General features: G+C 67.5%; 11 protein-coding genes. 7 read left to right on the top strand and 4 right to left on the bottom strand.

Going from position 1 to position 15,065, the window contains the following annotated elements; translation table 11 throughout:
* Positions 1–65: 65 nt before the first annotated feature.
* The 4 genes from bchJ to G8O29_RS09490 form a co-directional block, all read right to left on the bottom strand.
* Entirely contained in the window at positions 66–641 is a 576-nt protein-coding gene (gene bchJ / locus G8O29_RS09505; RefSeq protein WP_166403007.1) for a bacteriochlorophyll 4-vinyl reductase, read from the bottom strand.
* Complete coding sequence (bchE, locus tag G8O29_RS09500) at positions 641–2,311, bottom strand: magnesium-protoporphyrin IX monomethyl ester anaerobic oxidative cyclase (protein WP_166403006.1); 1,671 nt, start codon at positions 2,309–2,311, stop codon at positions 641–643. The genes bchJ and bchE overlap by 1 nt, the downstream gene beginning before the upstream one ends.
* A gap of 88 nt (positions 2,312–2,399) precedes the next feature.
* A complete protein-coding gene (gene ppsR / locus G8O29_RS09495; RefSeq protein ID WP_242679032.1) occupies positions 2,400–3,806 on the bottom strand; it encodes a transcriptional regulator PpsR in 1,407 nt (468 codons plus the stop codon).
* Positions 3,790–4,632 (bottom strand): cobalamin B12-binding domain-containing protein, encoded by an 843-nt coding sequence (locus tag G8O29_RS09490; RefSeq protein ID WP_166403004.1) that lies wholly within the window; start codon positions 4,630–4,632, stop codon positions 3,790–3,792. Before G8O29_RS09490 ends, ppsR begins: the two co-directional genes overlap by 17 nt.
* A gap of 325 nt (positions 4,633–4,957) precedes the next feature.
* On the opposite strand from G8O29_RS09490, the gene bchF reads away from it, so the two are divergent.
* The 7 genes from bchF (at position 4,958) to G8O29_RS09455 (ending at position 15,056) form a co-directional block, all read left to right on the top strand.
* Complete coding sequence (gene bchF, locus G8O29_RS09485) at positions 4,958–5,455, top strand: 2-vinyl bacteriochlorophyllide hydratase (RefSeq protein ID WP_166403003.1); 498 nt, start codon at positions 4,958–4,960, stop codon at positions 5,453–5,455.
* Positions 5,452–6,723, top strand: a complete 1,272-nt coding sequence (locus tag G8O29_RS09480) for a ferredoxin:protochlorophyllide reductase (ATP-dependent) subunit N (RefSeq protein ID WP_166403002.1) — start codon at positions 5,452–5,454, stop codon at positions 6,721–6,723. The genes bchF and G8O29_RS09480 overlap by 4 nt, the downstream gene beginning before the upstream one ends.
* Positions 6,720–8,273: a ferredoxin:protochlorophyllide reductase (ATP-dependent) subunit B gene (gene bchB / locus G8O29_RS09475; protein ID WP_166403001.1), complete on the top strand. Its 1,554-nt coding sequence runs from the start codon at positions 6,720–6,722 to the stop codon at positions 8,271–8,273. Before G8O29_RS09480 ends, bchB begins: the two co-directional genes overlap by 4 nt.
* A complete protein-coding gene (locus tag G8O29_RS09470; protein WP_166403000.1) occupies positions 8,263–11,847 on the top strand; it encodes a magnesium chelatase subunit H in 3,585 nt (1,194 codons plus the stop codon). Before bchB ends, G8O29_RS09470 begins: the two co-directional genes overlap by 11 nt.
* A 193-nt stretch (positions 11,848–12,040) precedes the next feature.
* Positions 12,041–12,943 (top strand): ferredoxin:protochlorophyllide reductase (ATP-dependent) iron-sulfur ATP-binding protein, encoded by a 903-nt coding sequence (gene bchL, locus G8O29_RS09465; protein ID WP_166402999.1) that lies wholly within the window; start codon positions 12,041–12,043, stop codon positions 12,941–12,943.
* On the top strand, positions 12,943–13,626 hold the full coding sequence (bchM, locus tag G8O29_RS09460; protein WP_166402998.1) for a magnesium protoporphyrin IX methyltransferase: 684 nt from the start codon (positions 12,943–12,945) through the stop codon (positions 13,624–13,626). Before bchL ends, bchM begins: the two co-directional genes overlap by 1 nt.
* Complete coding sequence (locus G8O29_RS09455) at positions 13,623–15,056, top strand: PucC family protein (protein ID WP_166402997.1); 1,434 nt, start codon at positions 13,623–13,625, stop codon at positions 15,054–15,056. The genes bchM and G8O29_RS09455 overlap by 4 nt, the downstream gene beginning before the upstream one ends.
* The last annotated feature ends 9 nt before the right edge of the window (positions 15,057–15,065 follow it).

The raw sequence follows: 15,065 nt of genomic DNA, 5'->3' as shown, positions 1-15,065 counted from the left end.
GCACGCACAGGTCGACCCCAAGCGCCTCCCCTCCCCCGCCGTGGGGAGGGGATGGGGGTGGGGGGCTACGCCGCGGCAATCTCGAACCGGCAGGCCGCATCGCCGCAGGCGCAGCAGGCGACCTCCGTCACCCGCACCTCCGGCCAGACCAGCCGCCCATAGAGCCGCCGGAACACCGCGACATGCCAGATGCATTGCGGGACCTCCGCCCGCCAGCCCGCCACCAGCGGATTGCGCGCCACCGACAGAACCAGAGGCCGCCCACCCTCGACCCGGAACGCCCCCGTCCCGGCAAAGGTCCAGGAATGCCGCGCAATCGCCCGGGTCAGGACCGGCGCCGCCAGAAAACCCGGCAGACCCCGCAACGCCCCCTGCGCCAGCTGCGGAATCCGGTGCGTCAGGATATAGTCCCCCGTCGCCCGCCCCGCCTCCTCCAGCACAGCCTCGGCGCGGGGCGACAGCCGCCGCAGGGCCTGATGCACCGCCGCGCAATCGCCCTCCGGCAGCATCCCCGCATCTCTCGGAGGCCGCTCAACCCCCGCCTCGGCCAGCACGGCCGAGAGAAGCTCCCCCTCCCCGCGCCGCTCCAGCACATCGGCCAGTTGCAGGATCGCATTCGGCCCGATCCGGCCTGCTTGCATTACTCCGCCGGCTCCTGCATCTGCGCGCGCCCTCCGCCGCAGGCCATGACCTCGGCGCCGTTCGGCATCTTGAAGCCCTCGGACCGCTCCGCAGCCCGCTCCTTCATCTGTGCCTTCACCGCCGCCCGCCGTTCTGCCGCCCGCGCGGCCTTGTCCGCCGAAGCCTCCCAATCCGCCATCTGCGCCTCGGCAATGGTCCGCGAGGTATCGAAGCCAAACTCCAGATTGTCCCGCTTCACCGGCTTGAAATAGCCATGCTTTCCAAGGTCATAGAAACTGCGCTGCACGCCCGCCTTCAGAAAGGCCTTCAGACACCCCAAGAGATACCGCCGCCGGAACCCCGTCCCCCGCCAGGGGTAATGGAACAGCGCCTTCTTCATGTAGAAGCGGCGATAGTTCTTCAGCACCCCCTCCAGCAAGGCCCCCCGGGTCATCGCGGCAGGCTTCATGATCGGCGTGACGAAATTGTATTTCGAAAAATCGAACACCTCGACCTGATCGCGGATTTCCTGAAACAGCGGCGTGAAGGGCCACGGAGTATACATCGACCAGTTGGCCAGGTCCGGCTGCCAGTCCCAGGCCATCCGGTAGGTCTCTTCCAGGGTCTCCGGCGTCTCGTTGTCGAGGCCGACGATGAACTGCGCCTCGGTGAAGATGTCTGCCTCGCGCAAAAGGCGGATCGCCTCCTTGTTCTGGGCGACCGTGGTCTCCTTGTTGAACAGATCCAGCTGCATCTGCGCCGCGGCTTCCGTCCCCAGCGAGACATGCACCAGCCCCGCCTCGCGGTAGAACTTCAACAGATCCCGGTCCCTGTAAATGTCCGTGACCCGAGTGTTGATCCCCCATTTCACCCGCTTGTTCAGGCCCCGGTCGATCAGCTCCTGACAGAACTCGACGAATTTCTTCTTGTTGATGGTCGGCTCCTCGTCGGCGAGGATGAAGAACCCGACCCCATGCTCGTCCACCAGCCGCTCGATCTCGTCGGCCACCTTTTTCGGATCCCGCACCCGATAGTCGCGCCAGAACTTCCACTGCGAACAGAAGCTGCACGTAAACGGACAGCCCCGCGCCATGTTCGGGATCGCGACCTTCACGCCAAGGGGGATGTAGATATAGCTGTCCCAATCCAGGATCGACCAGTCGGGGTCAATCCCGTCCAGGTCCTTGACCGTGCTGGCGGCCGGAGTCGCCACGATCTCTCCATCGACCGCAAAGGCCAGGCCCCTGATCTTGCGCTGATCCGCAGGCCAGCGGCCATCGCGCACCGCCTCGGCCAGCGCCACCATGATCTCCTCGCCCTCGCCGCGCACGATCACATCGACCCAGGGCGCTTCGCTCAACACCTGCCGGAACATGAAGGTCGCATGGACCCCGCCCAGGACCCGCAGGGCCCCCGGCACCACCTCCTGCGCGATGCGCAGCACCTCCTCGGCCTCGTAGATCGACGGGGTGATCGAGGTCACCCCCACGATGTCGGGCCGCAACTCGGCCAGCTTCGCCCGCAGCACCTCCGGCCCCAGGTGATAGGTCATCGCATCCAGGAAATGGATGTCGGTGAACCCCGCCCGCTTCAGACTGCCCGCAAGGTAGGCCACCCAGGCCGGAGGCCAGTTGCCCGCGATCTCGGCGCCGCCGGAATGATAGTTCGGATGGATGAAGACGATGCGCATGGCCGACCCTTCCCTGCGAGGGCAACCGCCAGACCCGGCGGTGTCAACTCAGGTTGACAGATCGGAAAGGGAAGGGACTTGACCTGGATCAAGCCTGATCGCTGGTTTCCTTGTTCAGGATGCCGAACTTGCGCAGCTTCACATACAGCGACTGGCGCGACAGGCTCAGCAGTTCCGCCGCCGCCGCCCGGTTGTTGCCCGACATCTCCAGCGCCGCCTCGATGCACATCTTCTCGATGATCTCGGTGGTCTCGTCGACGATCTCTTTCAGCGTCGAATAGCCGACCAGCCGCATCACGTTGCGCAGGCCCTCGTTCTCGGCCCCAGGGGCCGTCGGCCAGACGATGCTGTCCCTGACGGCTGAATCCCGGGCGACGATGCCGATGATCTGCCGGCCGCGCTCCTCGAACAGGCTGGCCGACAGCTCGACCGAGACCTCGCCCATGTAATCGGTGTTCAGCCGCGTCCGATAGTGCCGCAGGTGGCCCAGCCGCTTGACGTTGTCCAGAAGCACCTTCAGATCCACCGCCCCGCGCGACAGGAAGTCCGAAAAGGCCCGGTCGATCACCACTGACGGGCTGTGACTGTCGGTCAGGTTCAGGAAGGCCTCGTTCGCCGCCTTGATCAGGCCGTTGCCGTCCAGGAACACGATGGCATCCGCGCCCTTCTCGAACAGGTTCTGCAACATCAGGCTGCGCTCGCCTTCCTGCGACTGCGCGCTTTCGGAAAGGCCGATCCGGCACAGCAGCAGCCGATCGCGCGCGGCGCGGAACAGCTTGGCATTGATCTTCACCCGCTGCGCCGTGCGCCGGACGGTCAGGTCCAGATAGCTCGTCTGGTCGCTGGTGGCGTTGCGCGACAGCGACTCGATCAGCTCGCCCCGCCGCCGGCCGTCGAATTCCTGCGCCACGGGGGAATTCAGCAGATCATTCCGCGCCGCGCCCAGAAGCCGCGCGGCCGAGCTGTTCAGATCGACGATCCGCCCTGTGGTCTCCGACACGATCAGCAGGGGGAAGGAGTTCTCCTCCATCAGCACCCGATAGCGCGTCTCCAGCTCGCGCTGCGCCTCGTGATCGCGGCCGATGGCGCGATGGGCCAGCACCAGCTGCTGCTGCACCTCGGCAAGCGGCCGCAGGTCGCGCCCCATCATCAGGACGCGGCCCTGCCAGGGGCGCAGCACATAGCGCACCGGAAACTCGTACTGCACCTGCCCGGCATGGTTCAGCTCCATCGCCGGACCGGGGCTTTCCTGTTCCAGCCGCGGGGCAAGCTTGGCCCAGCTTTCCTCGGCGAACAGCGATTGCAGCGGCTGACCTTCCCAACCGGCCACCAGACCGGCAAGCCCGGACCGAGGGTTGGCAACCACGGTCTCGACCGTGCGATCCGGCGCCACGACGATCGTCAGGTCCGAGGCGGCTCCCAGCAGGTCCAGAACCTCCTGGACCTCGCCGGCACCGACCGCGGTGCCCGGGCCCGTGTCACCGTGACAATCCAACTCCATCCCCTTTCGCGGCAGGCATACGGCGCAGCTTTAGAACCTTGCGGCCTGACAGATCAAGCGTCAGATCTTGTTTGCAGCCTTCATATTCCGCAAGCAGGGCAGAAACATCGCGAACGACCCGGTCGGCGCCGCTGTCCTGCAACAGGCGGTCATCCGGAACCGGGATCGCCCCTCCGACGAAGATGCAGATGTCCTCGCGCGACAGAAGCCGCAGGGTCCGGATCAGCGCCATGCCCGACTCCATGGCCGCCGTGCAGCCGAGCGAGACCAGCGCAAGGTCGAAGCGGCTGGCAGACAGCAGTTGCGTCAGTTCCGACGCCACCGGCGCCACCCGGACGACGACCCCGAAGCCGGCCGCCCGCAGCTGCAACGCCAGGACGAAGGCACCCAGCGTGTGCTGCTCGGCCTCGGCCACCAGGACAAGCGCCGTCAGGTCGGTCGCCGGGCGCACGACGTCGAAGTCCTCGTCCACGCGCCGGACGATCTCGTGCAGCCGCTCGGCGCGGATCGTCACATCGACAAAGCTGATTTCGTCGGCCTCCCACTGTTCGCCCAGAAGGCGGGCCGCTTCCGGCACATAGCCACAGGCGACGGCGGCCGCAGTGACCTTCAGCCGCGCCATCTCCTCCAGGACCCGCGCCGCATCGAAGCCGGCGCGCGGCGCAAGCAAAAGCATGAAACGGTCGAGATGCTCGCGCCGGACCGGAAAGCTCTGGGAACCGCGCACAGAGACCAAGCGATTCAGCGCCTCCCGCGCAAGGTCGGCAAAGGTATCATGACCACAGTCGACCTCGGCATCGGCAATTCCGTTGTCACGCATCGGCTACCCTCCCGTGCGGTGGCGCAGATGCCCGGCCACATCAGCACCGCCTTGCGGCAATGAGAAGCCTGCGACTCGCGTACCTAATGACACCTCAATCCGCGCTCGTTGTCCACAAAAATTGACACCATTCGGCGCGCACAGACCCGCAATCGGCTCAAACTCATGTTTTTGCGAAATTTTTATGGCTTTTTCCTTCGCAGACCCAACAGCCGCCGCGCCGATCAGTCGCGCGTTTTATGTCTGACAAAGTGTAAATTTACGTTGACAGACAATGCAGCCTGACTAGGTTTGGTGTCAATGCAGCTGAACTCGAGGCGTTAGGATGTCCGCGACTGCCTCTGCTCCGCGACCCCGCCCGCTGTACACCCCAGGCCAGCGTGCCCGCCGCGATGCGACCATCTGGACCGTGGTCCAGGGCGTGCTCGCGCCGGTCCAGTTCCTGGTCTGCGCCGTGTCGCTGGTCCTGGTCCTGCGCTACCTCGCCACCGGCGAAGGCTACGGCGCCGCGACCGTCTCGATCCTGCTGAAGACCGCGCTCCTCTACACGATCATGGTCACCGGCGCGATCTGGGAGAAGGTGGTCTTCGGCCAGTACCTCTTTGCCCCGGCCTTCTTCTGGGAGGATGTCGTCAGCTTCGTCGTGATCGCGCTGCACACGCTCTATCTCTATGGCCTGCTGACGGGCTCCATCCCGCCCTTGCAGCTGATGCTCATCACGCTGGCGGCCTATGCCACCTATTTCGTCAACGCGACACAGTTCCTTCTGAAACTTCGCCGCGCCCGCCTCGACAGCGCCGAACCGAGGGGACACCCCGCATGAGCCTCGACACCCCCCCCACCGGCTGCCTGCACACCCCCGTCCTGCGGGAACGCGGCCAGCGCGAGGTGTTCTGCGGCCTGACCGGGATCATCTGGCTGCACCGCAAGATGCAGGACGCCTTCTTCCTTGTCGTCGGTTCCCGCACCTGCGCGCACCTTCTGCAATCCGCCGCAGGGGTGATGATCTTCGCCGAGCCGCGATTCGGCACCGCGATCCTGGAAGAAAAGGACCTCGCCGGTCTGGCCGATGCGCATCAGGAACTGGAACGCGAGGTCGAACGCCTGCTGTCGCGCCGCCCCGACATCCGCCAGCTCTTCCTCGTCGGCTCCTGCCCGTCCGAGGTCATCAAGCTCGACCTCTCGCGCACTGCCGAACGGCTGAACGCGCGCCACGGGCCCTCGGTCCGGGTCTACAACTATTCCGGCTCGGGGATCGAGACGACCTTCACGCAAGGCGAGGACGCCTGCCTTGCGGCCATGGTCCCCGGCCTTGCAGAGACGCAGGACGAAACCCTCCTCGTCGTCGGCGCGCTGCCGGACGTGGTCGAGGATCAGTGCCTCTCGCTCCTGACGCAAATGGGCATCCGCAACGTCAGCTTCCTGCCCTCGCGCCGCGCCAGTGACGCCCCGAAGGTCGGCGAAAACACCCGTTTCATCCTGACCCAGCCCTTCCTGGCCGACACCGCCCACGCCCTGGAACGCCGCGGCGCACAGCGGATCGTGGCGCCCTTCCCCTTCGGCGAGGAAGGCACCACCGACTGGCTCCGCGCGGTCGCCAAGAGGCATGGCGTGATGCTGGAAACCTTCGACGCCGTCACCGCCGCCCCCCGCGCCCGGGCCCGCAAGGCCGTTGCCGCCCATGCGGAAACCCTGCGCGGCAAGACGCTGTTCATGTTTCCCGACAGCCAGCTGGAAATCCCGCTCGCGCGCTTCCTTGCCCGCGAATGCGGGATGCTCCCGGTCGAGGTCGGCACCCCCTACCTCCACCGCGGCCTGATGGAACCCGAACTCGCGCTCCTGCCGCAGACCGTGCTGTCCGAAGGCCAGGACGTCGACCTCCAGCTTGACCGCCACGCCGCCCTGAAGCCCGACCTCACCGTCTGCGGCCTTGGCCTGGCGAACCCGCTGGAGGCCGCCGGCCATGCGACCAAATGGGCGATCGAACTGGTCTTCACGCCCGTTCATTTCTACGAACAGGCAGGCGACCTCGCCGGCCTCTTCTCCCGCCCCCTCCGCCGCCGGGCGCTCTTGCAGGGGGCCGCCCGATGAAACTCACCCTCTGGACCTACGAAGGCCCCCCGCATGTCGGCGCGATGCGCGTCGCGACGGCCATGAAGGGCGTCCACTACGTCCTGCACGCGCCCCAGGGCGACACCTACGCCGACCTCCTGTTTACAATGATCGAGCGGCGCAACCACCGCCCGCCGGTCACCTTCACCACCTTCCAGGCCTCCGATCTCGGCGCCGACACCGCCACCCTCTTCAAGCGCGCCGCGCAAGGCGCCTACGACCGCTTCCAGCCGCAGGCGATGATCGTCGGCGCCTCCTGCACCGCCGAACTCATCCAGGACGACCCCGGCGGCCTCGCCTCCACCCTCGGCCTGCCCTGCCCGGTCGTGCCGCTCGACCTGCCCAGCTACTCCCGCAAGGAAAACTTCGGCGCGGACGAGACCTTCCTCGCCCTGACCCGCGCGCTGGCCCAGCCCTGCGCGCGCACCAAGGAAGTCTCCTGCAACATCCTCGGCGCCACCGCCCTCGGCTTCCGCCACCGCGACGACGTGGCCGAGATCACCAGTCTTCTCCGCCAGATGGGCATCGCCGTGAACGTCGCGGCCCCCCTCGACGCGACCCCGGCGGATCTCGCCCGGCTTCCGGCGGCGCATTTCAACGTGCTGCTCTATCCCGAAACCGGCGAATCCACCGCCCGCTGGCTGGAGAAGACCCACGGCCAGCCCTTCACGAAAACCATCCCCATCGGGGCCCATGCCACCCGCGATTTCATCGCCGAAGTCGCCGCCCTTGCCGGCGTCAGCGCCAAGGTTGACGAAACCAACCTCCGCCAGCCCTGGTGGTCGGCCTCTGTCGACTCGACCTACCTCACGGGCAAGCGCGTCTTCATCTTCGGCGATGCCACCCACGCCATGGCCGCCGCCCGCGTCGCCCGCGACGAGATCGGCTTCGAGGTCGTCGGCCTCGGCTGCTACAACCGCGAATTCGCCCGCCCCATGCGCGCCGCCGCCAAGGACTACGGGCTGGAGGCCCTCATCTCCGACGACTACCTCGAGGTCGAGGCCGCCATCATCGCCGCCGCCCCGGAACTGATCCTCGGCACGCAGATGGAACGCCACATCGCCAAGCGCCTCGGCATCGCCTGCGCGGTCATCAGCGCCCCCGTCCACGTCCAGGACTTCCCCGCCCGCTATTCCCCGCAGATGGGGTTCGAGGGTGCCAATGTCCTTTTCGACACCTGGATCCACCCCCTCGTCATGGGCCTCGAAGAACACCTCCTCACCATGTTCCGCGAGGATTTCGAGTTCCACGACGCCGCCGGCCCCAGCCACCACGGCGGCAAGGCCACTCCCGCGCCTGCCCAGATCCTGGAACCCACCCCTGACGCCGCGACCCAGATGATCGAGGCCGCCCAGGCCCTGGCCCACGCCCTCCACTGGCTGCCGGACGCGGAAAAAGAACTGAAGAAAATCCCCTTCTTCGTCCGCGCCAAGGCCCGTCGCAACACCGAGAAATACGCCGCCGAAAAGGGCGTGACCCAGATCACCATCGAAACCCTCTACGAGGCCAAGGCCCATTATGCGCGATGACCGCTACACAGCGCTGGAGCCGAAAACCACCGCCCAGGCGGACCTCTACCGCTTTGTCATCGTCACCCTCGACGCCCATGCCGCAGGCCCCGCCCAGCGCGTCGCGGGCCGTCTGGCGAAAGACTTCCCCGGCCTGACCATCTCGGTCCACGCCGCCGCCGAATGGGCGGAAAACCCCGCCGCCCTCGCCCGCGCCCGCGCCGACGTGGCAAAGGCCAACATCATCGTCGCCAACCTGATCTTCCTGGAAGAACACCTCAACCAGATCCTCCCCCAGATCCAGGCCCGCCGCCCGCATCTCGACGCCTGCGTCGGCATCATCTCCGACCCGCAGATCGTGAAACTCACGAAAATGGGCGACCTCGACATGTCGCTCCCTGCGTCCGGAGCCATGGCCTTCCTGAAGAAACTGAGGGGCAACAAGTCCCCCTCCGGCTCCTCGGGCGAAAAGCAGATGGCGATGCTCCGCCGCCTGCCGAAGATCCTGCGCTTCATCCCCGGCAAGGCCCAGGACATGCGCGCCTGGTTCCTGTCGATGCAGTACTGGCTGGGCGGGTCGGACGACAACATCGAAAGCATGGTCCGCTTCCTCGTCAGCCGCTATGCCCCGAACCGCGACTGGAACAAGGTCAAGGCCGCGGCCCCCGTCGATTACCCCGATGTCGGCCTCTATCACCCCGACGTCCCGGCCCGCGTCTTCACCGACCCCGCGCTCCTGCCAAAACCCGATGGCACCACCGCCACCGTCGGCCTTCTGATGCTGCGCTCCTACATCCTGGCCTCGGACACCGCGCATTACGACGCCGTGATCCGCGCCTTCGAGGCCCGCGGCATCGCCTGCGTCCCCGCCTTCGCCTCGGGCCTCGACGGCCGCCCCGCCATCGACGCCTTCATGACGAACGGCCGGATCGACGCCCTCGTCTCCCTCACCGGCTTCTCGCTGGTGGGAGGTCCCGCCTACAACGACAGCCCCGCCGCCGTGGCCACGCTTCAGGCGCTCGACGTTCCTTACGTCGCCGCCCACCCGCTGGAGTTCCAGACCCTCGGCCAATGGGCCGCCTCCGACGGCGGCCTCGGCCCGGTGGAAACCACCATGCTCATCGCCCTGCCGGAAATCGACGGCGCGACCAACCCCACCGTCTTCGCCGGCCGCCACGACGCGAACGGCTGCCGGGGCTGCACGAAAAACTGCCCCGCCCCGGTGGACGTGACCTCCCGCGTCATGGCCCCCTGCTCCGAACGGATCGAGGCGCTGGCCGAAAAGGTCTTCCGCCTCGCCACCCTCCGCCGGTCAGAGGTCGCCAAGCGCAAGGTCGCCATCGTCCTTTACGGCTTCCCGCCGAACGCGGGCGCGGTCGGCACCGCCGCCTACCTCGGCGTCTTCGAAAGCCTGTTCAACACGCTGCACGCCATGCAGGCCGAAGGCTACGCGGTCACACCGCCCGACAGCGTGGATGCTCTGCGCGACCTGGTCCTGCACGGCAACGCCGCCGCCTTCGGCCAGCCCGCCAACGTGGCCGCCCGCATCCCGGCGTCCGAGCTCGTCCGCCGCTCCCGCTGGCTGTCGGAAACCGAGAAAGTCTGGGGCCCCGCCCCCGGCCGCGCGCAGTCGAACGGCGCCGACGTCTTCATCCTCGGCCACCAGTTCGGCAATGTCTTCGTCGGCATCCAGCCCGTCTTCGGCTACGAAGGCGACCCGATGCGGCTCTTGTTCGAAAGGGGCTTCGCCCCGACCCACGCCTTCACCGCCTTCTATGACTGGATGAAAAGGGATTTCGGCGCCGACGTCCTCCTGCACTTCGGGATGCACGGCGCGCTGGAATTCATGCCCGGCAAACAGGCGGGCCTGTCCGGCCAATGCTGGCCCGACCGGCTGATCGGCAACCTGCCCAACGTCTATCTCTACGCCGCCAACAACCCCTCCGAGGCGACGCTGGCCAAGCGACGGTCGAATGCGATCACCGTCACCCACCTGACCCCGCCGCTTGCGCAATCCGGCCTCTACAAGGGCCTTGCGGACCTCAAGGACAGTCTTACCCGCTTCCGCGCCCTTGCGCCCGACGCGCCCGACCGTGGGGACCTCACCCTTCTCATCGCCGAACAGGCCCGCGCGGTCGACATGGACGCCTCCGACCTCGAAACCCTCTGGCTCAAACTGCTGGAGACCGAAGGCGCCCTCATCACCGACGGCCTCCACGTCCTCGGCAAACCCATGACCGAGGCCCAGCGCGCCGAATACCTGGCCCTGATGCCCGACGACCCGGAAGCCCGCGCCAAAGCCGCCGAACACCTGCAACAGGACAGCGAAATCCCCGCCCTCCTCCGCGCGCTCTCGGGCCGCTACATCGCCCCCGTCCCCGGCGGCGACCTGATCCGCTCGCCCCAGATCCTGCCCACGGGCCGTAACATCCACGCCTTCGACCCGTTCCGCATGCCCACCGCCTTCGCACTCGCCGACGGCAAGGCCCAGGCCGACCGGCTGCTGGCCGCCCACCCGACGCTCCCCCGCACCGTGGCCCTCGTCCTCTGGGGCTCGGACAACATCAAGTCCGACGGCGGTCCCATCGCCCAGGCCCTCGCGCTGATCGGCGCGAAACCCCGCTTCGACAGCTACGGCCGCCTTGCCGGGGCCGACCTCATCCCGCTCGAAGACCTCGGCCGCCCGAGGATCGACGTGGTGATGACCCTCTCCGGCATCTTCCGCGACCTTCTGCCCCTGCAAACCCGGATGCTCGCCGAAGCCGCCTTCAAGGCCGCCACCGCCGATGAGCCCGAACACCTCAACTTCATTCGCGCCCATGCCCTGCGTTACGCGGCCGAGATGGGCTGCGACATGGAAACCGCCGCCCTCCGCGTCTTTTCCAACGCCGAAGGCGCCTATGGCTCCAACGTCAACGTCCTTGTCGGCTCCTCCGCCTTCGGCGACGAGGACGACCTCGCCGACGCCTACCAGAACCGCAAGAGCTTCGCCTACGGCGTCACCGGCAAGGCCAGGGGCAACCCCGCACTGCTGCAAAAGGCGCTTCGGGACGTGGACCTCGCCTACCAGAACCTCGAATCCGTCGAACTCGGCGTCACCTCGGTCGATCACTATTTCGACACGCTCGGCGGCATCGCCCGCGCCGTGAAACGCGCGCGCGGCGGTCAGGACACGCCCGTCTACATCGGAGACCAGACGCGCGGCGGCGGCGTGGTCCGCACCCTGTCGGACCAGATCGCGCTGGAAACCCGCGCCCGCTCGCTGAACCCCAAGTTCTTCGAGGGCCTCCTGCGGCACGGGGCCGAAGGCGTCCGCCAGATCGAGGCGCAGATCTCCAACACCTTCGGCTGGTCCGCCACCACCGGCACCGTCGAACCCTGGGTCTACCAGCGCCTGACCGAGACCTTCGTCACCGACGAAGCCATGCGCCGCCGCCTCGCCGCCCTCAACCCCGAAGCCTCCTCCCGCATGGCCCAGCGCCTGCTTGAGGCTTCGGACCGCGCCTACTGGACCCCCGATCCCGCCACGCTCGCCGCCCTGCAACAGGCGGCAGACGAGCTTGAGGATCGTCTCGAAGGGATCGCAGCCGAATGACACAGCCGCGCGCATTCCCCGAAGCCAACCCCGCCCCGGACCTGATCCGGGTGCCCGCCCCGGACTTGATCCGGGTGCCCGCCCCGGACCTGATCCGGGTGCCCGCCCCGGACTTGATCCGGGGCCTCCCGCATCACCCCGAGGCCCCGGATCAGGTCCGGGGCGGGGTCTCACACAGGAAAGGGGCCACCGCATGAGCCCGCGCGACGAAATCCCGAACCTCCGCGGCCTTGATGGCGAAGGCTCCGTCCAGGTCGCCCTCGACCCCGCCGTGAAGATCGAAGGCGCGAAAGTGTTCTCCGTCTACGGCAAGGGCGGGATCGGCAAGTCCACCACCTCGTCGAACCTCTCCGCCGCCTTCTCGGTCATGGGCAAGCGGGTGCTGCAAATCGGCTGTGATCCGAAACATGACTCGACGTTCACATTGACCGGCCGGTTGCAGCCCACCGTCATCGACATCCTGAAGGAAGTGGATTTCCACGCCGAAGAGCTTCGCCCCGAGGACTACATCGCCGAAGGCTGGAACGGCGTGAAATGCGTCGAGGCGGGCGGGCCACCGGCCGGCACCGGCTGCGGCGGATATGTCGTGGGCCAGACCGTGAAACTCCTGAAACAGCACCACCTGCTGGAAGACACCGACGTGGTGATCTTCGACGTCCTCGGCGACGTCGTGTGTGGCGGCTTCGCGGCCCCCCTGCAACACGCCGACCGCGCGGTGATCGTGACCGCCAACGACTTCGATTCCATCTACGCGATGAACCGCATCATCGCCGCCGTCCAGGCCAAGTCCGGCAACTACAAGGTCCGCCTTGCCGGTTGCGTCGCCAACCGCTCGCGCGAGACCAACGAGGTTGACCGCTACTGCGAACGCGTCGGCTTCAACCGCCTGGCCCACATGCCCGACATCGACGCCATCCGCCGCTCGCGCCTGAAGAAGAAGACCCTCTTCGAGATGGACGACGAACAGGACATCGTCACCGCCCGCGCCGAATATCTGCGGCTGGCCGAAACGCTCTGGCGCTCGGTGGACGGCGCAGGCTCCTCGCCCGAACCGCTGCCCGACCGGGAAATCTTCGAACTGCTGGGATTTGACTGATGCCCCCCGCAACTGAATCAGCCTACAGCCTCACCCGCGACCGGGTCGAAACCTATTTCGACCGCACCGCGACCCAGACGTGGGAGCGGCTGACCAGCCATGAGAAGGTGAGCCGCATCCGCGAAACCGTCCGCAAGGGCCGCGACCGGATGCGCGCCCTGATGCTGTCGCGCCTGCCGCAGGACCTGCGCGGCGCGCGGGTGCTGGATGCGGGTTGCGGCACCGGCGCGATGGCCACTGAGCTCGCCCAGCGCGGCGCCAGGGTCACCGCGGTGGACATCTCGCCCCAACTCATCGACATCGCCCGCCGCCGCCTGCACCCGGCCCTGCACGACCAGGTGGACTTCCAGACCGGAGACATGTCCGACCCTGCCCTCGGCCGCTTCGACTTCGCCCTGGCGATGGACAGCCTGATCTACTACCGCGACGCCGACATCGGCCGCGTCATCGGCAACCTGTCCGATCGCACTGCGCAATCCATCGTCTTCACCGTCGCCCCGCGCACGCCCCTGCTGATGGCGATGTGGCACGCGGGCAAGCTGTTCCCGCGCTCAGACCGCTCGCCCACCATGATCCCGCACGACGCCGCGCGGCTTGCCCGCCATTGCCCGGGCCAGCTCACCAGGATCGGCCGCATCACCTCGGGCTTCTACATCTCCGAAGCATTGGAGCATCGCCCATGATCCTGCGCCGCAAGGACATCGCGAAACTCGGGGCGCGCTGGATGCCCTTCGCCGACGCCGCCTCGGAAGACCTGCCGCTGCGCCAGCTCTGGCGGCTCGCCCTCTTCCAGGTCTCGGTCGGCATGGCGCAGGTCCTGCTTCTGGGCACGTTGAACCGCGTGATGATCGTCGAGCTTTCCGTCCCCGCGATGGTCGTGGCCCTGATGATCTCGATCCCCGTCCTCGTCGCGCCCTTCCGCGCGCTTCTCGGCCACCGGTCGGACACCTACCGCAGCGCGCTGGGCTGGAAGCGCATCCCCTATCTCTGGTTCGGCTCGCTCTGGCAGATGGGCGGCCTTGCCGTCATGCCCTTCGCGCTGATCGTCCTGTCGGGCGACCAGTTCAAGGGCCCCGCCTGGGCCGGCGAAGCCCTTGCCGCCGTCGCCTTCCTCATGGCCGGCCTTGGGATGCACATGGTCCAGACCGCAGGCCTTGCCCTTGCCGCCGACCGCGCGACCGAGGAAACCCGCCCCCGCGTCGTGGCCATGCTCTATATCCTCTACCTCTGCGGCATGGGGCTGTCGGCCCTGCTCGTCGGCTTTCTTCTGCGCCATTACGACCCGATCTGGCTGGTGCAGGTCGTCCAGGGCTGCGGCGCAGCCACCCTGATCCTGAACATCATCGCCTTCTGGAAGCAGGAGCGCGTCCGCCCGATGTCCAGGGCCGAACGCGAGGCGCCCCGTCCGTCCTTCGCCGCCGCCTGGAAGGACCTCATGCAACAGGACGGCGCGCGCCGCCTGCTGGTCGTGGTGTTCCTCGGCACGCTGGCCTTCAACATGCAGGACGTGCTCTTGGAACCCTACGGCGGGCAGGTCCTCGGCCTGTCGGTCGGGGCGACCACGGTGCTGACCGCGCTCTGGGCGCTTGGCGCGCTGACCGGCTTCCTCTGGGCCACCCGCCGCCTGAGCCACGGCGCCGACCCGTTCCGCCAGGCCGCCACCGGCCTGCTGACCGGCATCGCCGCCTTCTCGGCCGTCATCTTCGCCAGCCCGCTCGACAGCTGGCCCCTGTTCTACGCCGGGGCCTTCGCCATCGGTCTCGGCAACGGCGTCTTCGGCCTCTCCACCCTCAACGCCGCCATGGCCCGCACCCAAGGAGCCCTTGGTGCGGGCCTGATCCTCGGCGCCTGGGGCTCGGCCCAGGCCACGGCCGCCGGGCTTGCCATTCTGACCGGCGGCACACTCCGCGACCTCGTCGTCCATCTTGTCGATGCCGGGCTCTTGGGCCCGCTGCACGACATCAGCCTCGGCTATACCGTGGTCTATCACTCTGAAATCGCCCTGCTCTTCGTCACGCTCGCCGCTCTGGGCCCCCTGGTCCGCATCGGCATCCCCACCCCGAAACCGGACCAAGGCCAGCCCGGCTTGCGGCTGACCGAATTCCCAACCTGACAACGGAGG

Source organism: Rhodobacter calidifons (assembly GCF_011174775.1).
Taxonomy (GTDB): Bacteria; Pseudomonadota; Alphaproteobacteria; order Rhodobacterales; family Rhodobacteraceae; genus Tabrizicola; species Tabrizicola calidifons.
The sequence above is the reverse complement of the archived record's forward strand: the minus strand, read 5'-3'. Positions and strand labels throughout refer to the sequence as shown.